General features: G+C 71.2%; 24 protein-coding genes and 1 pseudogene. 14 read left to right on the top strand and 11 right to left on the bottom strand.

The window, feature by feature from the left end:
• Positions 1–20: 20 nt before the first annotated feature.
• The 3 genes from ACIQFZ_RS14315 to ACIQFZ_RS14305 all read left to right on the top strand — a co-directional run bounded on the left by ACIQFZ_RS14315 (position 21) and on the right by ACIQFZ_RS14305 (position 3340).
• The gene (locus ACIQFZ_RS14315) at positions 21–1265 is read left to right on the top strand and encodes an extracellular solute-binding protein (protein WP_402691319.1); all 1245 of its coding nucleotides are present in this window, start codon (positions 21–23) and stop codon (positions 1263–1265) included.
• A 144-nt stretch (positions 1266–1409) separates the two neighbouring features.
• Positions 1410–2444: a carbohydrate ABC transporter permease gene (locus tag ACIQFZ_RS14310; protein WP_376652035.1), complete on the top strand. Its 1035-nt coding sequence runs from the start codon at positions 1410–1412 to the stop codon at positions 2442–2444.
• Complete coding sequence (locus ACIQFZ_RS14305; RefSeq protein ID WP_365418797.1) at positions 2441–3340, top strand: carbohydrate ABC transporter permease; 900 nt, start codon at positions 2441–2443, stop codon at positions 3338–3340. The genes ACIQFZ_RS14310 and ACIQFZ_RS14305 overlap by 4 nt, the downstream gene beginning before the upstream one ends.
• Before the next feature lie 59 nt (positions 3341–3399).
• Here the strand turns inward: ACIQFZ_RS14305 and ACIQFZ_RS14300 are convergent, their stop codons facing one another.
• The 3 genes from ACIQFZ_RS14300 to ACIQFZ_RS14290 form a co-directional block, all read right to left on the bottom strand.
• Positions 3400–3804 carry a hypothetical protein gene (locus tag ACIQFZ_RS14300; RefSeq protein WP_402691318.1) on the bottom strand — a complete coding sequence of 135 codons (405 nt, stop codon included), beginning with the start codon at positions 3802–3804 and terminating at the stop codon, positions 3400–3402.
• Between the two features lie 251 nt (positions 3805–4055).
• On the bottom strand, positions 4056–4217 hold the full coding sequence (locus tag ACIQFZ_RS14295; RefSeq protein ID WP_383056241.1) for a hypothetical protein: 162 nt from the start codon (positions 4215–4217) through the stop codon (positions 4056–4058).
• Between the two features lie 406 nt (positions 4218–4623).
• Positions 4624–5877 (bottom strand): MFS transporter, encoded by a 1254-nt coding sequence (locus ACIQFZ_RS14290; protein ID WP_402691317.1) that lies wholly within the window; start codon positions 5875–5877, stop codon positions 4624–4626.
• A gap of 81 nt (positions 5878–5958) precedes the next feature.
• On the opposite strand from ACIQFZ_RS14290, the gene ACIQFZ_RS14285 reads away from it, so the two are divergent.
• The 3 genes from ACIQFZ_RS14285 (at position 5959) to ACIQFZ_RS14275 (ending at position 8566) form a co-directional block, all read left to right on the top strand.
• Entirely contained in the window at positions 5959–7032 is a 1074-nt protein-coding gene (locus ACIQFZ_RS14285; RefSeq protein ID WP_402691316.1) for a helix-turn-helix domain-containing protein, read from the top strand.
• Positions 7033–7041: 9 nt separating this feature from the next.
• Complete coding sequence (locus ACIQFZ_RS14280) at positions 7042–7563, top strand: glutathione peroxidase (RefSeq protein WP_365418808.1); 522 nt, start codon at positions 7042–7044, stop codon at positions 7561–7563.
• A 127-nt stretch (positions 7564–7690) separates the two neighbouring features.
• Positions 7691–8566, top strand: a complete 876-nt coding sequence (locus ACIQFZ_RS14275) for a MerR family transcriptional regulator (protein WP_365776132.1) — start codon at positions 7691–7693, stop codon at positions 8564–8566.
• A 117-nt stretch (positions 8567–8683) separates the two neighbouring features.
• On the opposite strand, the gene ACIQFZ_RS14270 is transcribed toward ACIQFZ_RS14275, so the two are convergent.
• Positions 8684–10570, bottom strand: coding sequence for an MFS transporter (locus ACIQFZ_RS14270; protein ID WP_402691315.1), 1887 nt, complete (start codon positions 10568–10570; stop codon positions 8684–8686).
• A 163-nt stretch (positions 10571–10733) separates the two neighbouring features.
• Entirely contained in the window at positions 10734–13658 is a 2925-nt protein-coding gene (locus ACIQFZ_RS14265) for a D-alanyl-D-alanine carboxypeptidase (RefSeq protein WP_402691314.1), read from the bottom strand.
• Between the two features lie 261 nt (positions 13659–13919).
• Between ACIQFZ_RS14265 and ACIQFZ_RS14260 the strand changes: the two genes are divergently transcribed.
• The 4 genes and pseudogenes from ACIQFZ_RS14260 to ACIQFZ_RS14245 all read left to right on the top strand — a co-directional run.
• The gene (locus tag ACIQFZ_RS14260; protein WP_365418819.1) at positions 13920–14675 is read left to right on the top strand and encodes a GPP34 family phosphoprotein; all 756 of its coding nucleotides are present in this window, start codon (positions 13920–13922) and stop codon (positions 14673–14675) included.
• Positions 14676–14942: 267 nt separating this feature from the next.
• The gene (locus ACIQFZ_RS14255) at positions 14943–15800 is read left to right on the top strand and encodes a helix-turn-helix transcriptional regulator (RefSeq protein ID WP_365776129.1); all 858 of its coding nucleotides are present in this window, start codon (positions 14943–14945) and stop codon (positions 15798–15800) included.
• Between the two features lie 181 nt (positions 15801–15981).
• Complete coding sequence (locus ACIQFZ_RS14250; RefSeq protein WP_365418825.1) at positions 15982–16173, top strand: DUF397 domain-containing protein; 192 nt, start codon at positions 15982–15984, stop codon at positions 16171–16173.
• 153 nt (positions 16174–16326) lie between these two features.
• Positions 16327–17157 (top strand): annotated as a pseudogene (locus ACIQFZ_RS14245) (Na+:solute symporter); the annotation flags it as partial.
• A 19-nt stretch (positions 17158–17176) separates the two neighbouring features.
• Here ACIQFZ_RS14245 and ACIQFZ_RS14240 read toward each other — a convergent pair.
• From ACIQFZ_RS14240 to ACIQFZ_RS14225, 4 genes are all read right to left on the bottom strand, one after another.
• Positions 17177–18298: an ADP-ribosylglycohydrolase family protein gene (locus tag ACIQFZ_RS14240; RefSeq protein ID WP_365776128.1), complete on the bottom strand. Its 1122-nt coding sequence runs from the start codon at positions 18296–18298 to the stop codon at positions 17177–17179.
• A 129-nt stretch (positions 18299–18427) separates the two neighbouring features.
• Positions 18428–18688: a hypothetical protein gene (locus tag ACIQFZ_RS14235; RefSeq protein ID WP_402691313.1), complete on the bottom strand. Its 261-nt coding sequence runs from the start codon at positions 18686–18688 to the stop codon at positions 18428–18430.
• Positions 18685–18990, bottom strand: coding sequence for a hypothetical protein (locus tag ACIQFZ_RS14230; protein WP_402691312.1), 306 nt, complete (start codon positions 18988–18990; stop codon positions 18685–18687). The genes ACIQFZ_RS14235 and ACIQFZ_RS14230 overlap by 4 nt, the downstream gene beginning before the upstream one ends.
• 1186 nt (positions 18991–20176) lie before the next feature.
• Positions 20177–20611, bottom strand: coding sequence for an ATP-binding protein (locus ACIQFZ_RS14225; RefSeq protein ID WP_402691311.1), 435 nt, complete (start codon positions 20609–20611; stop codon positions 20177–20179).
• Positions 20612–20724: 113 nt separating this feature from the next.
• Here ACIQFZ_RS14225 and ACIQFZ_RS14220 point away from each other — a divergent pair, with 113 nt between their 5' ends.
• Together ACIQFZ_RS14220 and ACIQFZ_RS14215 are read left to right on the top strand one after the other, a co-directional pair.
• Positions 20725–21537, top strand: coding sequence for a helix-turn-helix domain-containing protein (locus ACIQFZ_RS14220; protein WP_402691310.1), 813 nt, complete (start codon positions 20725–20727; stop codon positions 21535–21537).
• Complete coding sequence (locus tag ACIQFZ_RS14215; RefSeq protein ID WP_365418837.1) at positions 21534–21728, top strand: DUF397 domain-containing protein; 195 nt, start codon at positions 21534–21536, stop codon at positions 21726–21728. Before ACIQFZ_RS14220 ends, ACIQFZ_RS14215 begins: the two co-directional genes overlap by 4 nt.
• Here the strand turns inward: ACIQFZ_RS14215 and ACIQFZ_RS14210 are convergent.
• Both ACIQFZ_RS14210 and ACIQFZ_RS14205 read right to left on the bottom strand, forming a co-directional pair.
• Positions 21721–22290: a hypothetical protein gene (locus tag ACIQFZ_RS14210; RefSeq protein WP_365418840.1), complete on the bottom strand. Its 570-nt coding sequence runs from the start codon at positions 22288–22290 to the stop codon at positions 21721–21723. The two genes, ACIQFZ_RS14215 and ACIQFZ_RS14210, sit on opposite strands and share 8 nt — an antisense overlap.
• Before the next feature lie 80 nt (positions 22291–22370).
• Positions 22371–24956, bottom strand: coding sequence for a bifunctional FO biosynthesis protein CofGH (locus tag ACIQFZ_RS14205; protein ID WP_402691309.1), 2586 nt, complete (start codon positions 24954–24956; stop codon positions 22371–22373).
• Between the two features lie 125 nt (positions 24957–25081).
• On the opposite strand from ACIQFZ_RS14205, the gene ACIQFZ_RS14200 reads away from it, so the two are divergent.
• Both ACIQFZ_RS14200 and ACIQFZ_RS14195 read left to right on the top strand, forming a co-directional pair.
• Complete coding sequence (locus tag ACIQFZ_RS14200) at positions 25082–26527, top strand: CehA/McbA family metallohydrolase (protein ID WP_402691335.1); 1446 nt, start codon at positions 25082–25084, stop codon at positions 26525–26527.
• 13 nt (positions 26528–26540) lie between these two features.
• Positions 26541–26939: a nitroreductase/quinone reductase family protein gene (locus ACIQFZ_RS14195; RefSeq protein WP_383056271.1), complete on the top strand. Its 399-nt coding sequence runs from the start codon at positions 26541–26543 to the stop codon at positions 26937–26939.
• Positions 26940–26985 lie beyond the last annotated feature (46 nt).

Genomic DNA, 26985 nt, shown 5'->3' with positions numbered 1-26985 from the left:
CCCGATCCCCGGAGGAATCCATGTCCCACCGTACGGCCGCCACGGCCCTCGCCACCTGCGCGGCGCTCCTGGCCACCGCGGGCTGCTCGTCGAGCTTCGGCGGCGACAAGAAGAAGGAGCAGGACACCGGCTCCAGCCAGCACCTGACGGTGCTGATAGCCAGCTCCGGCGACGCCGAGACCAAGGCCGTCAAGGAGGCGGCCGCCGCGTACGCCAAGGAGTCCGGCAACAAGGTGACCGTCGACGTCGCCAAGGACATGAACCAGCAGCTCGCCCAGGCGTTCGCCGGGCACAAGCCGCCGGACGCCTTCTACGTCAACTCCGACCAGTTCGCGAACTACACCAGAGGAGGCTCCCTTTACGCCTACGGCGACAAGGTCAAGGACGCCGACGACTTCTCCGAGCAGCTGCGCGCCTCCTTCACCCACGACGGCAAGCTGATGTGCCTGCCCAAGGACACCTCCACGCTCGCGCTGGCGGTCAACACCGACCTGTGGGAGAAGGCGGGGCTGACCGAGAAGGACTACCCGACGACCTGGGACCAGCTGAAGAAGGTCGCGGGCAAGCTGACCGGGCACGGTACGACCGGGCTGGTCGTGGGTGCCGAACACGCGCGGCTCGGCGTCTTCATGAAGGAGGCCGGCGGCTGGATGACCAACGCCGACCAGACGAAGATGACCGCCGACAGCGCGCAGAACGTGCAGGCGCTGACCTACGTGCAGTCCCTGCTGAAGTCCGGCTCCATGAAGTACGCCAACCAGGTCGACACCAACTGGGGCGGCGAGGCCTTCGGCAAGGGCAAGGCCGCCATGACCATCGAGGGCAACTGGCTCGACGGCGCCATGAAGGCCGACTACCCCGACGTCAAGTACAAGGTGGTCCCGCTGCCCGCCGGTCCGGCCGGCCAGGGCACGCTCGCCTTCAGCCAGTGCTGGGGCGTGGCCGCCGAGAGCGCCCACCAGGCGGCGGCCGTCGACCTGGTGACGTACCTCAACTCCAGCGCGCAGCAGCTGAAGAACGCCGACGCCTTCGGCGTGATGCCCTCGCGCACCAGCGCCCTGGCCGAGTACGCGAAGCAGAACCCCGCCGCGAAGGCGTGGGTCGACGGAAGCGCCTACGCGCAGGGCCCGGTGACCCTCGCCGGATTCGACAAGGTGCTCGGCCAGTTCAACACCGACCTCGCGGGCCTGGCCACCTCCGACCCGAAGAAGATCCTCGCCGACCTGCAGCGCAACGGCGAAGCGGCGCTCACGAAGGGCAACTGACCCACCGTGTCCGCGCGTACGCCACACCACCCCCAGCCGGAGCCGCGCTCCCGCGCCGGCCAGGGGTCCCGTACGGCCGGCCCGCCGGGCGAACCTGACACGCCCGGCGGGCCCGGCCCGAAGTCTGCGGCGCCCACCCGGCGGGTGGGGCGCCGCGCGGAGGGCGCCTGGGGCTGGCTGTTCGTCAGCCCCGCGGTGCTCATCCTCGGCCTCTTCCTGGTCCTGCCGACCCTGATGGCGCTGTGGGTGAGCCTGCTGCACTGGGACGGGCAGTCCAACCCGTTCAGCACGCAGGCGGATTTCGTCGGCCTGGACAACTACCGGACGCTGCTCGCCCACGACGGGCTCGACCGCACCCTGTTCGCGACCTCCCTGCGCAACAACCTGTACTACGTGCTGCTGACCGTGCCGCTCCAGACCCTCCTCGCGCTGGGTCTGGCGCTCATCGTCAATCAGCGGCTGCTGCGCGCCCGGGGCGCCCTGCGCACCGCGTTCTTCTTCCCCTCGGTCACCAGCTCGATCGCGGTCTCCACGATCTTCCTCTTCCTGTTCCAGGGCAGCGGAGCCGTCAACACCGCGCTGTCCTGGATCGGGGTGAAGGGCCCGAACTGGTTCAACGACCCGCGTGGAGTGCTGTCCCTGCTGCTCGGCGGCCTGGGCATCGTCGACACCGGTCATCCCTCGGGTGCGCTGGCCGACCACTCCTTCATGGGGCTGTCCTGGTTCGAGTGGCTGTCCGGGCCGTCGGTCGCGATGTGCACGATCATCCTGCTCGCGGTGTGGACGACCTCCGGCACCTTCATGCTGATCTTCCTCGCGGCCCTCCAGGACGTCCCGCGCGAGCTGGAGGAGGCAGCCGCGATCGAAGGCGTCAGCCGCTTCCAGATGCTGAGGTACGTGACGCTGCCCGCGCTGCGGCCCGTGCTGTTCCTCGTCCTCACGCTCGGTCTGATCGCCACCTGGCAGGTCTTCGACCAGGTGTACGTCATGAGCCAGGGCGCGCCCGGCAACACCACGCTCACGCCGGCGTTCCTGTCCTACTCCACCGCTTTCGACGACGCCGACTTCGGCCAGGGCGCGGCGATCGCCTTCGTCCTGCTCGTACTGATCCTGACCATGACGGCCCTCCAGCGCTTCCTGCTGCGCGAGCGCGCCGCCCGTCCCCGGAGGAACCGATGAGCGCTCCTTCCACGGCCGCCCGGGCGCAGGGCCGTCCGGTGCTCGGACGCTTCCCCCGGCCCGTGCGGATCCTCGGGTACGTGCTGGTGGCGGCGCTCGGGCTGCTGTATCTCATGCCGTTCGCCATCCAGTTGGTCACCGGGTTCAAGACGGACCCGGACGCGGCGGCCCATCCCCTCGGACTGTTCCCGGTCACCCCGACGACCGCCGCCTACCAGCGGCTGTTCGGGATCAGCCAGGCCGGGGAGGGTGTGCCGTTCCTGCGCTGGCTGGGCAACTCGGTGTTCGTCGCGGTCGTCGTCACCACCGGGCGGGTGCTGTTCGCGTCGATGGCCGGGTACGCGCTGGCCCGGCTGCGCTTCCCCGGCCGCACGCTGCTGTTCGGGTTCCTCCTCACCGTGATCGCGGTGCCCCCCATAGTGCTGCTGATCCCGAGGTTCCTGGTGCTCAACACCTTCGGGCTGTTCGACACCTACGCCGCCATGATCCTGCCGCTGCTGGTGGACGCGGCGCAGGTCTTCATCATGAAGCAGTTCTTCGAGTCGATCCCCCGGGAGGTGGAGGAAGCCGCCCGCGTCGACGGCGCCGGTGTATTCCGCACCTTCTGGTCGGTCGTCCTGCCGATGGCCCGGCCCGCCCTGATCACCGTGACGATCCTGGCGTTCCAGGGCTCCTGGAACGAGTTCACCCACTACCTCGTGGCCACCCAGTCCAGCCAGTACGAAACCCTGACCACCGGCCTCGCCCGCATGGTCTCCGGCAGCCTGGGCGGCGGCACCCAGTACCCCCTGAAACTGGCCGCGGCCCTGCTGTCGACCCTCCCCGTGGCAATCCTGTTCTTCTGCTTCCAACGCCACTTCGTCCAGGGCGCGAACGCGGGGGCGGTCAAGGACTAGAACAACCACACCAACCCACCCACCAAGCGCCGCGGCCCGCACTTGTCGGGCGGAGAAGCTCAGAGCGCGTCGAACACGGCCTCGAACGCGTCCGCCGTGGGGTCTATGACAACCGCCTTCTCCTTGAGCTGCGCGGGGAGATGACGGCGGTCGTCCTCGTGGAAGATCAGCGCGCCACCGTCCTGGGGCACTATCGAGGCCCCGAGGGCTGCCGCCAGCCGGGCGAGCACGCCGCTCATCGCGCCACGGGCGAAGTGCGTCGCCATCACGGACGACATCCCGTCCTCGGCCTGGGACGCGTGGTACAGGTCCGCCTCACCCCCATCCTCCGCGCGGAGCTGGGTGAAGCCCTCCTCCAGGCCGCCCGCCGCCGCGTAAGGCCCGGTCATCCGCCGGAACCGTTCGACGTCCAGAGCGACGGCCTCGCCGTCCACAAACCGGAGCAGGAAGACGCTGTAACTCACGGGCACACTCTGCCAGCACCATGATCCGCCGGACAGGCCCCAACACAACCACACCAAGCCACCCACCGGGCGCCGCGGCGGGTAGTACAACCCGCCGCGCCGTCCATAACGTTTCTGCAGGTCAGCAGGGGCGTTCCGTGGTCACCTGGGACGGTGAACCGCGTCGGCGTCCCGCAACTCGCCCTGTCTGGGCGCGGTTGTCCCCCGTGATTGGCAAGGGGCCATCAGGAGGGGATCACCATGGCCATTCCTCAGGTCGCACGGCTCATCACCGCCATCGGTGCCGCCGGCGCGCTGGTTTTCACCTCGGCGACGGGCGCCAGCGCTTCGGCAGTCGGCTCGACCCCCGTTCGGACCTTCGAGTACAGCGTGGGCGGTGTGACCATGAAGGTCCCCACGGGCTGCATGTTCACGCACATCATCCGCGGCAGCGCACTCCGGATCACCTACCAGAACGCCGGTGTCGACTGCGCCTTCGTGGGAGCGCTCAGCAGTGGCTTCTGCAACTGGCGTATCGACTTCACCTACGCGGACACCGGCAACCGCACCTATCGCACCTCGCGGGGCAGGACGCACGACGAGGGGATGAATCAACGCCATGCGGACCAACTCTCCTCAGACGCTCCCTCGTTAAGGCAAGGCGTGCGCCCGCCTCCATCTCAACAGGGTGTGGTGGGTGGGTCGGTGTCGTCGGGTCGCGGGGTGAGTCGTGCATGGGTGAGCAGTGGGGGTGGCCGCGCTGGGCCGGGGTTTGTGGGTTCGGGGTTGGGTTCGGGGTCGTTGTTGCGTTCTTCGCGTTCTTTCCCGGGTTGCCGCATGTCATCGACTGGGGTGCTCTTCTTCTGGCGCTGGGGGTGGGGCTGCTTGGGCGGTGGGGCGGGAGGGCCTGGGTGAAGAGGGTTCGTACTTCTCGGTGTCAGGGCGGCGGGACGCGATGGCCAGGGTGAGGGTCACCGCCGTCGAGGCCGCGGCCGTCGCCGTCATCGCCGTCGCGGGGGTCGTGAGTTGGGCGACCGTGCCGGCCAGGGTGGCGCTGACGCCCTGGAGGGTGAGCATGCCCGCGGAGTGCAGACCCAGGGCGTGGCCGGCCAGTTCGTCGGGGGTCGAGTTCATCAGGTGCTCCTGCTGCACCAGGCTCGCGCCGAAGCCGACGGAGGCGAGGGTGACCAGGCAGGCGGCCACCGGTACGGGCGGGTGGAGAGCGAAGAGCAGGTACGGGCCGGCCAGGAGCAGGAGCAGCGGCGTGGCCGCCCGGCGCCGTACCGCCGGAGGCAGCAGGCGGCCCACCGTCACGTCGCCGGCCAGCATGCCGAGCGCCGCGCACGCGAACAGCGTGCCCGCCGCGGCGGGGGCGTAGGAGACGTAGAGGGACTCGCAGCCGACCACCAGGCCGTTGGGGAGCCACAGGCCCAGGTAGGTCAGACGGCGCCGGCGGGACGACCACAGCAGGGCATTGGTGCGCCAGGTCGCCGAGACCGAGGGGCGGCCGGAGGCACGGGGCCGCCGGTGGGTCAGGCCGAGGCGGAGCACCACGGCCGCCACGGCGTACAGCACGGCGGACAGCAGCAGCGAGACCCGCGGTGACAGGGCCGCCACCAGCACCCCGCCCGTCGCGTACCCGGCGATCTGCATGACGCCGCTCATCATGTTGAACACCGAACGCCCCAGCAGATAGCCGTCCTTGGACAGGATCTCGTTCAGCAGTCCCCAGCGGACTCCTCCGCCCAGGGAGGCGACCAGCCCCTGCGCGAGGACCACGGCGAAGACCGCCCACAGCGCCAGGCCGGGCACCGCCAGCAGCGCCGTGCCCGCCGCGAAGGACAGGCACACGCCCACCAGCGCACGGCGTGGCGGCAGCCGGTCCGCGCCGGACAGGAAGAGGGTGGCGCCGAGCACCTGGGCCAGCGAGGGGCCGAACATGCTCACCGCGGAGAGCAGCGGCGAGTCCGTCGCTCGGTACACCAGGGTGCCGAGCGCAAGTCCGCTCGCCGTCTGGGCCACCGTCTGCGCGCAGGACGCGAGGAAGAGCGGGGTGAACTCCGGGGTGCGGAAGAGCTGTTGATAACTGCGCATGCGCCGGAGTCTCGGGCGGGCACGGCGCCGGTGGTTATTGTTTCGGACAGGTGCGAAAGGTCGCCGGGGGCGGGAGGGTCCATGGGCTGGTGGCAGGTCAACGCCGACACGCTCGCCGGAAGCCGGTTCCTGCTCTCGCCGCTCGCCGAGACCTTCGCGAGCCTGAAGCTGCTGCACGCGGGCACCGGCGGGCATCCCGGCGAACAGGCGTGGCTGCGCGCGCACCTGCCCGCCTACCGGCGGCTCCTCGCCGACGACCCCGTCACCGCCCTCCTCGTCCGCGCCGGACTCGGCCGGGACTGGATCGCCGACTTCCTCACCCCCACGCCACGGGACGAGGAGACCTTCGAGGAGGGGGTGGAGAGGGTGCGCGCCACCGACCCGGCGGACGCCCGCGCGCACCTGCGGACCTCGCTCGCCGGGCCACTGCCCTCCGCGCTGGAGCGGGACGACCTGCCCGAGCGCGCGGCCCGGCTCCTGGAGTACGTCTGGGCGGACGCCGTACGGCCCTACTGGGCCCGGCGGCGGCGCGTCCTCGAAGCCGATGTCGCGGCACGGACCGCGCGGGTCAGCCGGGGCGGCTGGGCGGCGGTACTGGACACCCTGCGGCCGGGCACGCGCTGGCTCGGCGAGAGCCGGTTCCAGGTCAACCTGCACGAGTATCCGCCGCGCGAGATCTCCGGCGCCCAGCTCGTCTTCGTACCGGTCACCCCACAGGCCGGCTGGGTGTCGTGGGACGAGACGCAGCGCCGGTACGCCGTCGTCTACCCCTGCGCCGGCGCCCTCGCCGACACCGACGCGCGCCGCTCCGCCGTGCCCGCGGGCCTCGGCGCGCTGCTGGGCCGTACCCGCGCGCAGGTTCTGCTCCTGCTCGACTCGCCGCTCAGCACCACCCAGCTGACCGCCGTGACCGGGCAGAAGCTGGGCTCCGTGGGCCGCCATCTGCGCGTACTGCTGGACGCGGGGCTGGTGGAGCGCCGGCGGGCCGGACGATCGGTGCTGTACTCCCGGACGGGGGCGGGCCAGGTCCTCATCGAGGCGGCAGCCTCAAGGACAGGCACGGGCACAAGCGCCGGCACGAGCGCAGAGACCGGCGCAGGGTCGAGCCCGGGCCAGGGGACTGCCCGCTCGGTGCTGCCGTCCCCGCGCGGCTAGCATCCGGTCATGACGACTTCAGACAGCAGCGGCGCCATCGCCCCGGACTCCCCCCTGGCCGTGGAGATCGGCGCTCTCCAGGGCGGGTCGGCCGGCCTCGGGCAGTACGCGGGGCAGGTCGTGCTCATCGTGAACGTGGCGTCCAAGTGCGGGCTCACCCCGCAGTACGCCGGACTCGAACAACTGCACGAGCGATACGCAGGCCAGGGCTTCACCGTGCTCGGGGTGCCGTGCAACCAGTTCATGGGGCAGGAGCCGGGCAGCGCCGAGGAGATCGCCGAGTTCTGTTCCGCCACGTACGGCGTCACCTTCCCCATGACCGAGAAGGTCGAGGTGAACGGGGAGGGGCGGCACGCGCTCTACGAGCGTCTGACCGGCTTCGCCGACGCCGAGGGCCACAGCGGGGACATCCGCTGGAACTTCGAGAAGTTCCTGGTCGGCCGGGACGGCAAGGTCGTCGCCCGGTTCTCCCCGCAGACCGGTCCCGAGGCCGCCGAGCTGGTCGCGGCCGTCGAGGAGCACCTCGCCTGAAGGCCCGACCCACGCCCGTCCCACGCCCGTCCCACGGGCCTTGCCCGAAGGGCCCGCCCCAGAGGTGTTGACCTTGCCCCTGGGGCAGGGCGGAGCGTCCTTTTCGCCGGGCGGAACAGGCCGCCCGGTGACGGAGGATGAGGGCGTGGACGAGGAACTGCTCACCATCGGCGCGTTCGCCGCGCGGGCCCGGCTGTCGGCCAAGGCCCTGCGGCTGTACGACCGTCTCGGCCTGCTGGTCCCGGCGCACGTCGACGCGTCCAGCGGCTACCGCTACTACCGCGGGTCCCAGGTCGAGCGGGCCCGGCTCGTGGCACTGCTGCGCGAGCTGGACATGCCGCTCGCCCGGGTCGCCGAGGTGGTCGAGGCCGTCGAGGTGGACGGCGCGGACGCGGCCGACCGGCTCGCCGCGTACTGGGCGGCCGTCGAGGCACGGGTGGCCGGCCAGCGGACCCTCGCCGAGTACCTCCGTGGACGACTGTCGGGGAGGAGCTCCGAGATGTACGGCAAGTTCGAGGTGGAAACGGTCGGCGTACCCGGGCAGGTGGTGATCACCGAGACCCGGCACACCCTGGCGGACGAGCTGCCCGCGTGGATCGGGGCGTCGCTGACCCGGCTGCTGGCGGCGGCCGACGAGTGCGGGGGCGTCACGGCGGCGCCGTTCGTCGTCTACCACGCCGAGGTGTCCATGGAGAGCGACGGGCCCGCCGAGGCCTGTGTGCCCGTCGCCGACGAGGCGGCCGCCCGGGCGTGGGCCGAGGCGCGGGGCCGGGCCTGGGAGACGAAGGTGCGGGTGGAGCCTGCGCAGCGGCTGGCCTACACCCGGATCACCAAGGCGCAGGTGGCCCATCCGCAGATCCTGGCCGCGTTCGGCGCGGTGGAGCAGTGGATCGCCGAACGAGGACTGGAGCAGGCGGGACCCTGCCGGGAGGTGTACTTCGCGGACTGGGAGGCGTCGGGGCCGGAGGACCCGGTGTGCGACGTGGCGTTTCCGGTGAGGTGAGCGGACCGACCAGCCCGCCCGGCGTCTGAGGACGAGGCCGTTCTGAGGACGAGGCCGTTCAGGCCGGAGCGGGGGTCCGGGGGCGGCAGTCCCCAGCGCCCCCGCACCCGGCAGCGGTCACTTCAACTCGTCCGGGCACGGAGTGCCCCGCGGCAGCTGGTACGGCGCCGCCAGGCGGTACGTGCCCGCCTTCGGCGCGACCAGCACGGTCCACTTGTCGCCCTCGGCGTCCTGCTCCGTCTCCATGAGGCAGCCGTTGACGTTGTCGTACGTCTTCGGCTCGCCCTTGGCGCGGTGCTTGGAGGCGTCGGTCTCCTGGGGCGGCTTGAGGCTCTTGCCCTGGTCGTCGACGAGGCTCAGCCAGGGCGAGTACGGGATGCGGATGAGGACGCGGCCGGCCTTGCGCACCTGGAGGGTCATCTCGCCCTGCTCGGCGCGTTCGACGACCGCGTCCGGCTCGGCGAGCGACGCCGGGTCGGTGACCTTGAACAGCTGCCAGTTGGCGTCGCCCCAGACCTGCTTGAGGTACGGCATGCCCTCCTGCACCAGCGCGCGCTCGCGCTCTCCGCCGTTGCCGTCGACCTCGCCCTTGGGCAGCACCACGTAGTGCACCGCCCACCGCTGCAACCAGTCGTGGTAGTTCGCCGAGTTGAGCGTGTCGTCGTAGAAGAGCGGGTTGCGCTGCATGTCGGCCTGCCGGTTCCAGCCGCGGGCAAGGTTGACGTAGGGCGCCAGCGCGGAGGCCTCGCGGTGGGAACGGGCGGGGACCACCTCGACGCGGCCCTTCTCCGCGCCCACCTGCTGCAACTGGTTGACCAGGGGGGCCAGCTCGCGCGCCCAGGAGGCGGCGGGCGTGGTGTTGACGATGTCGTCGACCGACTTGAACCCTATCCAGCCGACGAAGACGGCGACGGCCAGCACGATCGTGTACCAGGTGCGCGAGCGCGGGACCGCGAACGGCAGCGCCGCCACCAGGACCACCCCGCCGAACAGCATGGCCAGCCGGGTGATGTTGGAACCGATCTGGGAGCTGATCAGCCAGACCAGGACGACCGCCAGGCCGTACACCGCGGACGTGATCCGGACCGTCTTCCACTCCCGGGGGACGAGGACGACGGCGAACACGGCGTAGGCCAGGGGCAGGATCACCGAGGCGAACGACATCGGCTGGGTGCCGGAGAACGGGAACAGCCAGGCCGACGCGGCCACCACCGCGGCCGGCGCCAGGCCCAGCGCCCAGGCGCCCGGGCGGCGCTTCTGGAAGAACAGCGCGACCGCGACCAGGCCCACGAACAGGCCCGCGACCGGCGAGGACATGGTGGCGAGCGCGGCCAGCGGAGCCGCGACCAGCGCCTTCGCCCAGCGTTTGAAGCGCCAGCGGTGCGGCCAGCAGAACACGGCCGCGACCGCGCCCAGCGCGAACATCGTCCCCAGCCCGAAGGTGACCCGGCCCGACACCGCGTTGCACAGCAGCCCGAAGACGCCCATCAGCGCGGCCCACAGCGGGTTCCTGACCGAGCGGCTGCGGATGAGGACCAGCGTCAGCAGGCCCGCCGAGGCCGTGCCCGCGATCATCATGGTCGTACGGACGCCGAGGAGGGACATCAGATACGGCGACACCACGCTGTACGACACCGGGTGCATGCCGCCGTACCAGGCGAGGTTGTACGCCGAGTCGGGGTGCCGGCCGACGAACTCGGCCCAGGCGTCCTGCGCCGCGAGGTCGCCGCCGCTGTTGGCGAACGTGAAGAACCAGACGATGTGGAGCAGACCGGCCAGGACGGTGACGGACAGGACCGGGTGCCGCAGCATCCGCTCCCGCACCGCCATGACCGCCGACCGGGCGCGGGACCGTTCGCCGTCCCGATCGCCCCCGGGGTCGCCCACCGGGCCGTCCGGCCGCCCGCGGTCACCGTCCGTGTCAGTCGTGGACGCGCCTATTCGCGGACCGTTCCCCGGGCCCGGCTCGGCGTCGTCGGCGCGTGTCGGATCCGCTGTGGCCACCTGACGGCACTCCCCGTGTCCTGTTCTCTGTTCGCGGCCGCGTCCCGCGACCGGCGACATGCCCGTTTCGTGACGCTAGCACGCACCCCGCCGGATCAGCTCCCGGGTGGGGCTGGTCGACGGGGTGCGCGGGGGCGGCGACGGCCGCCGGATGACGCGGAGGTCAGCCGAGGCGCGTCAGCCTGGCCGGGAAGCCCGGCTCGGCGAGGTCCTCCTGAAGGGCGACGGGGACCTGTACGGCACCGTCCCCGCCGTCACCGACGGTGAGCATGCCCACCTCCGTGCCGGCCTTCGCGGTGTGCGGCAGTACGTCCTTGGTGACCAGGGACAGCTTCAGCCGCAGGCCGGCCCAGCCGACCGCGGTGACGTCCTTGGTGACGACGACCGGCGTGTGGCCGCCGAGCTGGTCGTCGACGTACCCGACGACATCGCCCTTCTTCACGATCTTCGCCGAGGTCGGCACGTCCTTCGCGGCGACCAGCGCGGTCTTGCTGACCGCGTTGACCGTGTCGAGGATCGACTGTCCCTTGTGCTGGCCGAGGATCGCGCCGACGATCGTCACCGTCCGGCCGCCGACCTGCTTGTGGGCGGCGAAGAGCAGGTTGCCGCCGGCCGCGGTGGTGGAGCCGGTCTTGATGCCGATCGCGCCGATGGCGTAGGGCAACTCGTTGTAGTTGTTCCAGTACTTCCCGGTCGGGTCCGTCCAGCTGGCCGCGCTGGTGATGGCCACCATGGCCGGGATCTTCATGGCCGCGTTGCCGAGCTTCACCTGGTCCTCGGCGGTGGAGACGGTGGTCTCCTTCAGACCCGAGGGGTCGGTGTACGTGGTGTTCGCCATCCCGAGTTCCTTGGCGGCGGCGTTCATCTTCTTGACGAACTCCGCCTCGGAGCCCGCGTCCCAACGGGCCAGCAGACGCGCGATGTTGTTGGCGGACGGGATCATGACCGCCGACAGGGCCTGCTTCTCGGTGAGGGAGTCGCCGACCTTCATGGTGTTGAGCGTGGACTCGCCGGCCTTGTCGTAGCCGCCCTCCTTCTCCGCCGTCGCGTCGATCTCGATCTTCGGACCTTCCTCGCCGGCCTTCAGCGGGTGGTCGCGCAGGATGATGTACGCGGTCATGGTCTTGGCGACCGAGCCGATGGCGACCGGCTTCTGCTCGCCGAAGTGGTCCATCGTGCCGACGCCGTCCACGTCCATCCAGCCCTGGCCCTCGTCGGGCCACGGCAGCTTCACCTGGTCGCCTTGGAAGGTGTAGGTGTCCTCAGCGGTCAGCGCGAAGGCGGGGCCGGGCAGCGGGCGCACGGCCTGCACGACCGCAAAGACGATCAGCAGGAGGATGACCAGCGGGGTCCAGATCTTGACGCGGCGCACCGCGGTGCGCAGCGGGGTCTCCGGGGGCGGCGGAGTGTTCGTCAGCTCGGCCAGCAGGTCCAGCGGCGGCCTGGGAGGCAGCGGCTGCTGGGTGGTGCGCTCGGGGCCGACCTGAGGGACGGCGGCCGTGGCGTCCGCGGGTACGGGCTTGGACGTGGGCGTGTCCGACTGCGCGGGCTGCGGCTTGCGGGGCTGCGCGGTGTCGTGCCGCTTGAGCGCGACGAACTTGCTGGTCCGCTCGGCGTCGGTCTCGGGCGCCCGCTTCTTGTCGCCGCCCAGCTTGAGCATGGTCGTGGGCTGGTCGACCTGGGGCTTGGCGGCGCCGCCGATCTTCAGCATGGTGGTGGGCTGGTCCACGGGCGGCTTCTCGTCCGGGGCCACCCCCTCCGAGCCGCTGTCGCCGGCTTCGGGGTCGTCGTCCTCCGCGGCCTCATCGGCTTCGGCACGCTTGCCGTCATCGGAGCCCTTGGCGCCGCCGTCACGCTTGGCGTCGCCGTCATCGTCGGCGTCGTCGGCGTCCTCGGCGTCCTCGGCGTCGTCAACGTCGGTGTCGGGCCCCTCGGCGTCAGCCTCGGGCTCAGCGCCGTCCTTCGTGCGCTCGGCAGCCTCAGGGGCGGCCCCGGCCTCGGAACGCTTGGCGTCGGCGGCCTCGTCGGCGTCCTCCGCGTCGGAAGCGTCCACCGCGGCCTCATCGGCGGCCTCGGGCTCAGCCTCGGCCTTCCCACGCGCGGCGTCCTCGGGCCCCTCGGCGTCGGCCTCCGGCGCGACCCCGGCCTTCGTAGGCTCGGCGTCGTCGTCGGCCTCGTCGGCGTCCGCCGCGTCGGAAGCGTCCACCGCGGCGTCGTCGGCGGTCTCGGACTCAGCCCCGGCCTTCCCACGCGCGGCGTCCTCGGCCCCCTCGGCGTCGGCCTCCGGCGCGCCCCCGGCCTTCGTAGGCTCGGCGGCCTCGTCGGCGTCCTCCGCGTCGGAAGCGTCCACCGCGGCGTCGTCAGCTGCCTCGGACTCAGCCCCGGCCCTCCCCCGCGCGGCGTCCTCGGCCCCCTCGGCGTCGGCCTCCGGCGCGCCCCCGGGCTTCCCACGCTCGGCGCCGTCGGCGTCCTCGCCCTCGGCGTCCTCGCCCTCGGCGTCCTCGCCCTCGGCGTCCTCCGCGTCGGAAGCGACCGTGGCCTCGTCGGCGGCCCGGGACTCGGCCCCGGCCTCCCCGCGCGCGGCTGCCTCCCCGCCAGAGGCGCCCTCCGAGGCCTCAGCCTCGGTGTCGGCGTCGGCATCGGCGTCCTCGGTCCCAGACACGGCCCCCGCGCCCTCCGCGCGCTTCTCGTCGTCCCCGGAGTCCACCCACGCGGCCACCGCCGCACGCAGGCGCGCGTCACCCGCCGCCCCGGCCCCGTCACCGTCGGCGCCGGCCTCTGCGGCAGCGCCCTCAGTGTCATCGGCATCGTCAGCGTCGTCGGTGTCATCGGCGTCGGCGGTCTTCGCCGTCGTCTTCACGTCCCGCGTCGAAAGCACCCGAGTGGCCGTATCGACCCCGCCGCGCCCCTCGGAGCCACCTGCCGAGCCCAACTCACGGGACTCCGCCGACTCACCGGACTCCCCCGTCAGCGCGAGCCGCGGGTCGCGGGCCTCGTTCCTGGACTCGGGAACCGGACCCGCGCTCCCCGACGTCTTTTGTACCGACGACTCGCGCTGCTTCGACCTGTCGGGGGACTCGCCCGCCACCGATGCCTCCTCATGTGCCGCACGCCCAACGTGCCGCTACCGAACCGTGAATCACGATCTGAACCGCCACCCGGACGACGCAGTCGGACCCTTGGCCGTACCACTGTCCGAACCATGTACCAGTGTCCTGTTGTACGGACCAAACTCATGCGGTAGACGAGAACGACATACCTACCGGTTCCCTTACGAACCGGTCACGCACCCTCGACAGACCAATGTGAGAGGGGTCACCCTGTCATTCATCCACGCGGGGAGGCATGGATGGGCAGGAGCCGCAGAACAATTCCGGAGGAGCTTCTGTTGCTGGCACTGGACCCGGCCACGGGTACCACTGCACAGCCGCAGTCGCTCGACCTAGGTCTGGCCGGAGCACAGCTAGTGGAGCTGGCGCTGGCCGGACGGATAGCCCCAGACGGGGATCGTATCGCCGTGGTGGCGCCACGGCCGACAGGAGATCCAACCCTGGACTGCGCGTTGGAGTTGCTGCGAAGGCGCGGCGCTCCGGTACGGGCCGTCCACTGGATCGGCGGGCCGCGTCTCGGGCTCCGCCAGACCTACCTCTCGCATCTGGAGCGGTGCGGCATGGTGCACGCCGTGGCCGGCCAGATGTGCGGGGTGCTGCCGACGACTCGCTACCAGGCGACGGACACCGCCATCAGCCGGGAGATCAGGGCCCGGCTGGACTCGGCGATCCGCACCGGCGTACCGCCGGACCCGCGGACGGCGGCGCTCGCCGCGCTGGCGCACGCGGTCGGCCTCGGCAAGCACCTGTACCCCGGCAACGAGGGGCGGTCGTCACGGTCCCGGCTCAGGGACCTGATCCGGCACGACCCCATGGGCGGCCTCGTGGCGCACGCCGTGATGGACGTCCAGAACGGCGTGGCGGCACAGCCACGCCGCAGCGCGGCCTCGGCCGGCCGCCAGGGCGGGGCGGGCACCAGGCCCGCGGCGGAACCCGCTCGCGGCGTTCCGATGCAGCCACGCCACGGTTCCATGGCCCGTGCCGTGGCCCACTGAGCCGCACCGTACAGAACAACGCCGCACCGCAGTCCCCAGCCCCGGAGCGACGGTCCGGGAGCCGCAGGATCGACATGGGCGGCGGGAACGTACACCTCGTACGCCTCCCGCCGCCCATCCGGCCATGTCCGGGTGCGGAGTACGTGCCCGAACTGACGTGTACTCGCTGCATATCCGGCGTTTTCCAGCGGTAGTAAGCACCTTGGTGGCAGTCTGCTCAGCAGCAGATACGCAAAGTAGAGGCATGCGGCCGGAGGTGCACGTCCCGTGGCGTCCAATGTCAATCCCACTGTCAGGCGGCGCCGGCTGGGCCAGGAGTTGCGCAGGCTGCGCGAACTCAAGGGCATGACGGCCGAGGAGGTGGCCGAGCGACTGCTGGTGTCGCAGTCGAAGATCAGCCGCCTGGAGAACGGCCGGCGCAGCATCAGCCAGCGCGACGTGCGCGATCTGTGCGGGGTCTACGAGGTGGAGGACCACCGGATCGTCGACTCGCTGATGCAGATGGCCAAGGACTCGCGCCAGCAGGGCTGGTGGCACTCCTTCGGCGACATCCCCTACAGCGTCTACATCGGCCTGGAGACGGACGCGGCGAGCCTGCGGATCTACGACCCTCAGGTCGTTCCTGGGCTGCTTCAGACCCGCCAGTACGCGGAGGCGTTGATCGCCGGTGCACTGCCGGAGACCGCGCCCGCCGACATCGAGAAGCGGGTGCAGGTCAGAATGCGCCGGCAGGAACGAATCTCCGCCGCCGAGAACCCGTTGCGGCTGTGGACGGTCCTGGACGAGGCCGCCCTGCGCCGGATCGTCGGCAGCCCCGCCCTGATGCGGGAGCAGTTGGAGCACCTGGTCGAGCAGTCCCGACTGCCGCACGTGACCGTGCAGGTCATCCCCTTCGACATGGGCGCGCACCCGGGCCTCAACGGCCAGTACGCGATCCTGGAGTTCCCGGACACGGCGGACTCCAGCGTCGTCTACATCGAGGGCGTCACCAGCGACCTGTATCTGGAGAAGGCGAACGACGTCCAGAAGTACAGCGTGATGTACGAGCACCTGCGGGCGCAGGCCCTGAACGTGGAGCAGTCACGTCAATTCATCGCGAATATCGCCAAGGAGACCGCGCGCTGAGTGCTGCAGCTCGAAGGTGCCGAACCGTACACCTTCACCAAGCCAAGGCGGAAGACTGCCTTGGAATATGCCATCCGTAAGGATGAATCGTCACTTCGGACTTGGAGTGCGGCGGGTAGCGTCGATCACGCCATCAGCACAACGTTGGCGTAAACCACTCCACTCGCAATCCGGAGCAGAAATGGCAATTCGTCAGGGCGTCACGGAGACGTGGACCAAGTCCTCGTACTCCACGGGCAACGGCGCGTGCGTCGAAGTCAAGTCACCGGTGGTCGCGGCCATGGCGGTCCGGGACTCCAAGGTCCCCGCGGGCCCGGTGCTCGGCTTCCGCGCCGACACGTGGAACACCTTCGTGGCGTCAGTCAAGGCTTGAGAAAACGACACAACCGCACGACAACTGCAACAAGCGCCAATTGATGAGCCCTCTCGACGAGTTCGCCGTCCTTGCCGAGGGGGCTCCGCTTGTGCCCGGACCCATCCGATCCGCTTTCACGTACATGAACCAAGGCCGGCAAGCGGAACATCCAACGGCGGAATGCTCAACCAGGCGCAGCGGTACATGGCCACCGCGTCCGCCCGTGAGGCCACCCGATCCGCGCGGCTCTCCGCCGTCCTGTGGCTGGTCTGGCCACTCGTCCTGTTCTTCCCGATGTGGATGTCGCCGCTGCTGGTCCACGCGCAGAAGCCGGACGGCTCCGACTCCTACGCCCTGATGACCGAGCAGTTGCTGCCGCACGGCCTGCTGGGCCTGGTGATCGTCGGCTTCTTCTCGCACACGATGGCCATGTGCTCCTCCGACGCCAACGCCATCGCGGCCGTCTTCACCCGGGACATCGCACCCGTCGTCTCCGCGCGGGCACGGGCCTGGAACCAGCGCAGCGGACTCGTCGCCGCCCGGCTGACCACGGTGGTCTTCCTCGCGCTGTCCATGGCGGTGGCCACCCAGGTCAACTCGCCGACGTTCAAGGACATCATCACCGTCGTCATCAAGTGGGTCGCCGGTCTCATGGGACCGATCGCCATCCCGATGATGCTGGGTCTGCTCCGCCCGTTCCGCCGGTCCGGTCCGACGGCGGCGCTCACCAGCTGGGCGGCGGGCCTGCTGGCCTTCTGGCTGGTGAACTACCCGATCAACTGGAACGTCGACGGCGGCGTGCCGTTGCAGTACCAGGTGTCGGTGCCGCTCGCCGTCTCGCTGGTCCTCTACATCGGCATCGGGTTCGTCAAGCCGGAGGACACACCGGAACGGCTCGCGATCATCGAGAAGGTCAACACGGACGGGGACGGCGACCTGGCGGCGGCCGCGGTACCGGCTCCGGCGGGCGCGGGCGACGACGTGGTGGGGAAGCAGCCGTAGCGGCGCGCGGCCCGGGCGGCTACCGGGCCCCGCGCGGATAGCGTGCCAGCCACCCCGGGGAGGACCCTGTGGGCCCGTGCAGTGCGGGCCCCTGGGTCATCTCCATCGCGAAGTCGTCCGCCAGGACCAGCAGAGTGGGACGGCCCTCCAGCTCGGCCAGCCAGCCCGGCGGGAGGGCCGTCTCTCCGTGCAGGGCGCCGAGCAGCCCGCCGGTGAGGGCGCCGGCCGCGCCGGAGGACCTGCCGTGGTTCACCGCCAGGCACAGCCCGTGGCGTACGTCCTCGCTCACCAGCGCGCAGTACACGGACACGGCGAGCAGCCCCTCCGCCGCCCCCTCCCCCGCCAGCTCCTCCACCCGGTCCGGGGTCGGCATGCCCTGCCGTACCGTGCCCAGCGCGCGCTGGAGGGCGTCCGACACCGGCTGGTGGCCGGGGCACACGGCGAGCAGTGCCAGCGACTTCTGCACGGCGCCGTCGAGACCGTCGCCGCGGGCGAGGGCGTGCACGATCACGGCGTAGGCGCCGGCGGCGAGGCAGGCGGTGGGGTGCCCGTGGGTCTGCGCCGCGCACTCGACGGCGAGCTGCAGGACGAGCTGCGGCTCCCAGCCGACGAGAAGCCCGAAGGGCGCCGACCGGGCGACCGCCTCCGGACCGGCCTCGGCGGGGTTCTTGGGCGCCTCCAGGGTGCCCATGGTGTCGTCCCCGAACCCGATCAGCAGCGGCCGGCTGGGGCTCCGCCGGGCGTACAGCCACTCCTCGCGGGCCAGCCAGCCGTCGTCCTTGCGCCGCTCGTCGGGCCCCCAGTCCCGCTGGGTGGCGGCCCACCGCAGGTACGCGCGGTGCACATCGGTGGGCGGATGCCAGGCCCCGGTGTCGCGGCGCACCTGCGCGCGGATGAGCCCGTCGACGGAGAACAGGGTGAGCTGCGTGAAGTGCGTGACGGCACCGCGGCGGCCGTGGGCGGGCTCGAGATCGCGGATCCCCTCGGGTCCGTGGGCCTCCCGGATCGCTCCGAGGTCCAGGGACTCCACCGGCGCACCGAGGGCGTCCCCCACGGCCACCCCGAGCAACGTCCCGCGCACCCGACTCCGGAAGTCCTGCTGCTCGCCACGCCCCCAGACGACCCCGGACGTCGCACCCACGCTGAGACCTCCCCGGCAGTTACCCGTCCGTACGCCCAACAGTTCAGCACTGTAATCGAACAGGGATGGTCAGTTGGGGGGACGGAAAGGTAGGGAATTTGTGATGGGCGCGATCCCGAAAGATCGTTTTCAGCCGTACCAGGTCACGTTGCACACGTAGACGCACTCGTGGCGCGGCACTGGCAGAAAGCTGACGAACCCACGACCGCCGAGAATGTCGAATTCACGCAGCCCGCCTTCCCGGTCGAAGGGCCTGCCGACCTTCACCGAGTCATGGCCGAGCGCAGCCAACTCGGTGACGATCCGCTCCACCTCGGCGACCACGCCCGGTGGTAGTCCATCCGTGACGTACGCGGCACTGGGGTTGTAGTCCCACGCCCAGTCCGTCACAACCCGGCCTCCGCCTCAGCCGCCTCCCGAATGGTTCGGATCTCGGCGATGGCCTGAGCCGGGTCCTGCTCTCCCGCGTCCACAATCCGTTCCAGCTCACGCAGCCGGACGGCGCGCTCCGGGTGCCGTTCGATCGCCACGAATACCGCCCAGGAGTGCACGAAGGCTCTCAGCGGCGCAAGGCTCTGTGTCTGCTGCGCGTTCGTCGTGGCTTCGAACAGGTGCTGCGTGAGGACGGGGATCCGGCTCGGAGCGATGCGCGCGACTGCCGCCCGCAGCGCGTCCGGCGTGAGCTCGGGCATGGGGATCAGCGGTCCGTACGGGCCGTCAGTCTGAGCGCTCACGGTGACCTCCGGTACTGGTGCGTCGGTCCTCGTACGGTACCGGTGTGGCCGGTGGCGCGACGCAGAGGCAGTGCTTGGCATCCGGCTCATCTCTGGGTCTCCCTACGCGGCTGCGGTGGACGGGCGGCAGTCTCTGCAGCGGCCTGGTTCTGGGGACCTGAACGCTCTCTCGCAGCCGTCGCAGGTCCGAAGCGGAGCCGGGCGGAGAGCGGTCGCGGGGGGGTGGTGGGGCAGCGGGGAGGGGTGCGGCAGGAGGGAGGCCAGGCGGTGGGCCAGGAACGCCGTCGGGTGCTTGATCGGGTCCTGAGGCAGGCCCGCCGTGAGCGTTCGCGCCACGGCCGTGGGCGGTACGCCCCGCCCCAGCCACTCGGAGACCGCCGGTGCCAGCCGGTGTACGTCCCGCTCGGTGAGGAGCAGGCGGGAGTCATGGGCGCGGAGGCCGGCGAGCAGGTCGTTCGCCGCGCGGGGTGCGGGGCCGAGGCGGCGGGGGGCCCGGGCAGGGCGCCCGGGCGGTCGGGCTCGGCGGTCCGGGCGGCTTCGGCGCGTCGCGGCTTGTTGTACGAGGTCGTGCGGGTCGTCATTCGGCCCGATTGAAGACGCTGCTTGGCGCGTGAGAGGTAGCCGTGTTCCTCCAGCTCCCGCAGGGCGGCGGCAATCCGGATCTCTCCCTCGGGGAACTTCCCGGCCAGCGTCTTGATCCCGATAGGGGTGCCCTTCGGCAGCGACTGGATGTGCACCGCCAGGCCGATCGCCCTCAGGGACAACTCGGCGTGCTGGGCCAGATGGTTGCCGACCACCGTGAAGTTCTCGTGGTGGGGTTCGTTCATGTGGATGACGCCGCCGGAATGGCCGGACTTGGCGCGTGCGGGCGCGTTAGGGTGCTGATCAGTCATCGGAAAGCGGCTGCTTCCTTCCAGTCATCGGGAAGCGGCTCTTCCCGATGATCAGGCCCTCGCAGTGGGATGGCAGTCCCCGCGAGGGCCGATGCATGTGTGCGGTTGGTGGGACAGACGCTGCACCACGTTCACCTCGCCACGCCAGCCGAGCGGGGCATATTCACTCCGCCGGGTGATCGACGGGGGCGGTGGGGGCGGGTTCGGTTCTTTCCCCGGTTCTTTGGTCTTTGGCGTCGGGCGCGGCCGGGTCACCGATCTCCGCGACGCGGTGCGAGTTCGGCCCAGACCGTCTTGCCGTGGGCGGGTGCCTCGGTGACGCCCCAGCGGTCGGCGAGCGCGGCCACCAGCAGCAGGCCCCGCCCCGACTCCGCGTCCGCCGCCACCGGGTCCGCGATCCTCGGGAGCCGGTCACCGCGCGCGTCGGTCACCTCGATACGCAGGACGCCGTCCCCGTGCAGCCTCAGCGCGAGCCGGAAGTCCCGCCCCCTGACCCGCCCGTGGAATGCCGCGTTCGCCGCCAGCTCCGCCACGATCTGTGCCGGATCGGCCAAGTCCAGTCCCCAGTCGTCCAATTGGCGCTCGGCCAGCAGGCGAGCCAGTCGCGCACCTCTGCGCGTCGCGGAGAGCTGCACGGCGAAGTGGGCCAACGGAGCAGCGATCGGGAGGGACAATTTCTTACTCATGTCACCCAGAGTCGTCATCTGTCCCTACGCTGAACAGCCATCACCTCGGTACGCAACGCGACTGTACGAACGCGGGGCGGAGTCGTCCGGCTCGTACGTCGGGAGGGGAAGGCATGGAGGACGAAGAGGCCGAGGCCGTACTCAGGACGGTCGGCCGGCAGATCAAGATGTGGCGGGAAGCCGCCGGGCTCAAGCAGGCCGAACTCGGCGCCGCCATCGGGTACGGCGACGAGATGGTCTCGTCCGTCGAGCGCGGACGCCGCATCCCCAAGCCCGACTTCCTCGACAAGGCCGACGAGGTGCTCGGCGCGGGCGGGAAGCTGTCGGTGATGAAGGCGGATGTGGAGCGGGCGCGGTACCCGAAAAAGGTACGGGACTTGACGAAGCTGGAGGGCGAGGCGGTCGAGTTGGGGGCCTACGACAATCAGCAGATCCACGGTCTGTTGCAGACTCCGGCGTACGCCCAAGCGCTGTATGCGATGCGTCGCCCCGCGTACACGGAGGACGAGATCGAGCGCCACGTCGCCGCGCGTATGGCCCGCAAGACCGTGTTCGAACGAGTGCCCCGGCCGCTCATCACCTTTGTCCAGGAGGAGGTGACGCTGCGGCGGCCGATCGGCGGCAGAATGGTTCTGCGGCAGCAACTCGAACGCCTACTGGACATCGGTCAGTTGCGGCACGCCTCGGTACAGGTGATGCCCACGGACCGTGAGGACCACGCAGGCATGGCCGGACCGCTGCGGCTCCTGAAGCTCCGGGACGGCAAGACACTGGGGCATTGGGAGGCCCAGTTGCACAGCCGGGTGATCAGTGACCCGAGAGAGGCCCAGATCCTGGATATGCGCTATGGAATGATCCGTGCGCAGGCCCTCTCACCTCGGGAGTCGCTGTCCTTCATCGAGAAGATTCTGGGAGAAGAGACATGACCACCACGCTCAACTGGTTCAAGAGCAGCTACAGCAGCAACGACGGACCTGATTGCGTCGAGGTCGCCATAGCCACCCCCGCCCCCTCCCCCACCACCGTCCACGTCCGTGACTCCAAGGACCGGGACGGTGCGCGGCTCGCGTTCGGGGGCGCGTCCTGGAGCGCGTTCGTCGAGGGTGTCGCTATTTGACGACCTCGACCCTCGTGCCCTTGGCCGCGAAGGTCCACAGGGCCGTGCCGTCGGGCTTGCCCATGCGGATGCCGCCCGTCTTGGCGTCGGCGGCGGCCGGTGGGGGTGAGGCACCGTCCACGGCGTTGCTGAAGGCGATGAAGACGCCGGACTTGCCCGCGAAGTACATGATGTGCTCGATCTGGACGCCGTCCGAGCCGGTGGTCGACGGGACGTCGCTCTTGGAGATCACGTAGGCGCCCGGGTCGGGGCTCACCGTGCCCGGCCAGACCGGGAAGGTGCGGATGGGTTTGTCGCTCTCGTCGACCAGCCACACCCGCTTCTGGGCGAGGGCGTAGACGATCCGGTGGCCCACGCCCGAGTCGGCCGGGACAGCCGGCGGGGCCGGGGGCTTGGGCTTGGCGGAGGGGCTTGCGCTTGCCGAGGGGGCGGGTCGTTGGTGAGCCGTCGCGGCCGTGGGGTGGGGACCCTGGTCGGCCTTCACCGCCAGTACGGCCACTGCCGCGACCGCTCCCACGGTCAGGCCGCTGACCCAGGCCCACGAAGGTATTCGGGCCGCCATGGGCACGCATCTCCTCGGCTGCTACTCGACCCCTCCAGCGGGGGTCGGATCATCGTACTGTGAGCTGCGTCTTCCTCGGTTCAATCCAGAACCGGCAGCAGGTCCGGCAGGTGACCGTCCGACGCGGCCGCCGCCCGCCGCCGTTCCTCCGGGACCTCGCCGTAGAGCGTGGTCCTCGGCTTCGCCGGGCGTCCGGCCGCCGCCGCCACCGCGATCAGGTCCTTGACGGACTTGTACGAGCCGTAGGAGGAGCCGGCCATGCGGGAGATCGTCTCCTCCATCAGCGTGCCGCCGAGGTCGTTCGCGCCGGAGCGGAGCATTTCGGCGGCGCCCGCCTCGCCCAGCTTCACCCAGCTCGTCTGGATGTTGGGGATCCAGGGGTGCAGCAGGAGGCGCGCCATCGCCGTGACCGCCCTGTTGTCCCGTACGGAGGGGCCGGGCCTGGCGATGCCCGCCAGGTACACCGGGGCGTTGGTGTGGATGAAGGGGAGCGTGACGAACTCCGTGAAGCCGCCGGTCTGCTGCTGGATGCGGGCCAGGGTGCGCAGGTGGCCGAGCCAGTGGCGGGGTTGGTCCACGTGGCCGTACATCATCGTCGACGAGGAGCGGATGCCCAGTTCGTGGGCGGTCGTCACGACCTCGATCCAGGTGGCCGTGGGCAGTTTGCCCTTGGTCAGGACCCAGCGGACCTCGTCGTCGAGGATCTCCGCCGCCGTCCCGGGGATGCTGTCCAGGCCCGCCGCCCCGGCCTCGGTCAGCCACTCGCGGATGGACATGCCGGTGCGGGTGGCGCCGTTGACGACCTCCATCGGGGAGAAGGCGTGCACGTGCATGCCGGGGATGCGTTCCTTCACCGCCCGCGCGATGTCGAAGTAGGCCGTGCCCGGCAGGTCGGGGTGGATGCCGCCCTGCATGCAGACCTCCACCGCGCCGACGTCCCAGGCCTGCTGGGCTCGGTCGGCGACCTGGTCCAGAGACAGGGTGTAGGCGTCCGCGTCGGTGCGGCGCTGGGCGAACGCGCAGAAACGGCAGCCGGTGTAGCAGACGTTGGTGAAGTTGATGTTCCGCGTCACGATGTACGTGACGTCCTCGCCCACCACCGATTTGCGGACGTCGTCCGCGATCCGGCAGAGCGCGTCCAGGGCCGGGCCGTCCGCGTGCAGCAGCGCCAGGGCCTCGTCGTCGGTCAGCTTCGTCGGGTCGTCGGCGGCCGTGCGCAGGGCCTGCCGTACATCCGTGTCGACGCGCTCCGGGGCCATGCCGGGGGCGGCCGCCTCGCGCAGGGCGCCCCAGTCGCCGTACACCTCGTCGAAGTCGCCGCGGCAGTCGGCGGTGCGGCCGTCGGTGTCGATGGTGCGGTGCAGGTCGGTGCGGCCGGTGGCGGTGAAGGCCTCGTCCGGCTCCTGCCAGGGGCGGCCCTCGGCCACCGCGTCCGGGCGGGCCAGGCCCGTCTCGGGGTCGGCCAGGGCGCGGACGTGCGGCAGCAGCCGCGGGTCGAGCCAGGGCTCGCCGCGGGTGACGAACTCCGGGTAGACGCAGAGCCGTTCGCGCAGCTCGAAGCCCGCCGCGGCCGACTTCTCGGCGAGTTGCTCGATCCGGGGCCAGGGGCGCTCGGGGTTGACGTGGTCGATGGTGAGCGGGGAGACGCCGCCCCAGTCGTCGATACCGGCGCCGATGAGCCGTTCGTACTCGGCGTCCACCAGGTTGGGCGGGGCCTGGAGGCAGGCGGACGGTCCCATGATGTGGCGGGCGACGGCCACCGTGGCGACCAGTTCGTCGAGTTCGGCGTCGGGCATGCCGCGCATGGCCGTGTCCGGCTTGGCGCGGAAGTTCTGGATGATCAGTTCCTGGATGCCGTGGTGGGCGCGGGCGACCCTGCGCAGCGCGAACAGGGACTCGGCGCGCTCCTCGTACGTCTCGCCGATGCCGATCAGGATCCCGGAGGTGAAGGGGACGGAGGAGCGGCCGGCGTCCTCCAGCACCCGCAGCCGCACGGCCGGTTCCTTGTCCGGTGAGCCGTGGTGCGGGCCGCCCGGCTCGGACCACAGCCGCCGCGCGGTCGTCTCCAGCATCATGCCCATCGACGGGGCGACGGGCTTGAGACGCTGGAAGTCCGTCCAGGTCATGACGCCCGGGTTGAGGTGCGGCAGCAGGCCGGTCTCCTCCAGGATGCGGATGGAGACGGCCCGTACGTAGGCGATGGTGTCGTCGTAGCCGTGCGCGTCGAGCCACTCGCGCGCTTCCGGCCAGCGGTCCTCCGGCTTGTCGCCGAGGGTGATCAGGGCTTCCTTGCAGCCGAGTTCGGCGCCTCGGCGGGCGATGTCGAGGACCTCGTCGGGGGACATGAACATCCCGTGTCCGGCGCGGCGCAGCTTGCCGGGCACGGTGACGAACGTGCAGTAGTGGCACTTGTCCCGGCACAGCCGGGTCAGCGGGATGAAGACGCTCTTGGAGTAGGTGATGACGCCGGGACGGCCGGCGGCCTCGAGACCGGCGTCCCGCACCCGGGCCGCGGAGGCGGCGAGATCCCGAAGGTGCTCACCCCGGGCCTGGAGCAGCACCGCCGCCTCGGCGACGTCGAGCGCGACCCCGTCCCGGGCACGTTTGAGGGCGCGACGCAGGGAGTTCTCGGTGGGGCCGGTTCCGGAGGTCGCGGAAGTCGTCATCCTTCGAGGATACGGTCGCGGTCACCAGGGCCGATCAAGGAAGGACCGGCAGGCGGCGCCGGTGGTCCGGCCGCGGACCCGGACGGCGCACTCCGGTCGTGACGGGTGCCTCCGCGGCGCCTACGTTGGGAGGCGTGACCTTCGCGAGCGGCGCCGGGACCGCGGACGGCGGGCAGGAGACCCGGACGATCCGGGGCACGCTGCCGCCGGGCGCCCCCGACTACGTGTACGTTCCCGTCGACGTCCCGGCCGGGGTGCGGGAGATCAGGGTCTCGTACACGTACGACAGGCCGGCCGTCCCCGTCGGCACCCCCGGCAACGCGCTGGACATCGGCATCTTCGACCAGCACGGCACCGAATCGGGCGGCCGGGGCTTTCGCGGCTGGTCGGGCGGGGCGCGCACGGAGTTCTTCATCCGCGCGGACGACGCGACACCGGGCTACGTCGCGAGGCCGGTCGACGCGGGTGTCTGGCACATCGCGCTCGGGCCCTACACGGTCGCGCCGCAGGGCCTGTCGTACGTGCTCGACGTCACCCTGACGCACGGCGTCCCGGGCGTGGCCGTACGGCCGGTGTACCCGCCGCAGTGGGCGAGGGGGCGGGGGCGGGCCTGGTACCGGGGGGACTGCCACATCCACTCCTGGCACTCGGACGGCCGTCGCACCCCCGCCGAGATCGCGGCGCGGGCCAGGGGGGCCGGGCTGGACTTCATCAACAGCTCGGACCACAACACCCACGCCTCCCATCCGCACTGGGCGGACCATGCGGGCGACGACCTGCTGATCATGCTGGGCGAGGAGGTGACGACGAGGAACGGCCACGTCCTGGCCCTCGGCACCGACCCCGGCACCTTCGTCGACTGGCGCTACCGGGCACGGGAGGGCCGCTTCGACCGCTTCGCCCGCGAGATCCGCCGCGCGGGCGGCCTGGTCGTGCCCGCCCATCCGCACGCCACCTGCGTCGGCTGCGCCTGGAAGTTCGGCTTCGGCGAGGCGGACGCGGTGGAGGTGTGGAACGGACCCTTCACGCCGGACGACGAGACAGCGGTGGCCGCGTGGGACGCCACGCTCGTGGCGGCGGCGCGGGAGGACCGGCGCTGGCTGCCCGCGATGGGCAGCAGCGACGCCCACCGGCCGCCGGACGCCGTGGGCCTGCCCCAGACGGTCGTCCTCGCCGACGACCTCACCCGGGAGGCGGTCCAGGACGGCATCCGCGCGGGCCGCTCGTACGTCGCCGAGTCCAGGAACGTGTCGCTCGCCTTCACCGCGACGGGGGCCGGGGACGAGCCGGCGGGCATCGGGGAGCGGCTGCGGGTGGCCGCGGACACCCCGGTGACGGTCCGCCTGGAGGCCTCCGGTGTGCCGCGCTGCTCGGTCCGCCTCGTGACCGACCAGGGGGTGCTCCTCACCAGCGACCCGTTCCCCGTGTCGGGCTCGGGGGTCGTCGAGTGGCGTACGACCCCGGCGTACGCGGCCTACGTGCGCGCGGAGGTGCGTCACGAGAATGCGGTGGGCCCGCTGCCCGGCGTGATGGCGGCGCTCACGAACCCGATCTTCCTGGGGCGTGCGTGACAGACTTGTCCGTATGTCCCGCTACGCCGACATCAAGCGCCGGGCCGTCACGACGTTCCAGCGGCGCGTCGCCAACCCGGTCCTGCGACGACTGCCGCTCCAGACGGTTCTGGAGACCACGGGCCGCGCCTCCGGCCTCCCCCGCCGTACACCGGTGGGCGGCCGCCGCGTCGGCGACTCCTTCTGGCTGGTCTCGGAGTTCGGGGAGCGCTCCCAGTACGTCCGCAACATTCGTGCCGACCCCGAGGTGCGGGTACGCATCCGTGGCCGTTGGTACGAGGGCACCGCGTATCCCCTTCCCGACGACGACCCCGTCGCCCGCCTGCGCGGCCTGCCCCGGCTGAACAGTACGGCGGTTCGGGCGCTGGGAACGGATCTGCTGACGGTGCGGGTGGGCCTGAGGGAACGCTGAGGCGGTCGGTCAGATCGGTGTGGCGAGCACCCTTCGGCGCGCGCAG

The sequence above is a fragment of the Streptomyces sp. NPDC093064 genome, assembly GCF_044754605.1.
Taxonomy (GTDB): Bacteria; Actinomycetota; Actinomycetes; order Streptomycetales; family Streptomycetaceae; genus Streptomyces.
The sequence above is the reverse complement of the archived record's forward strand: the minus strand, read 5'-3'. Positions and strand labels throughout refer to the sequence as shown.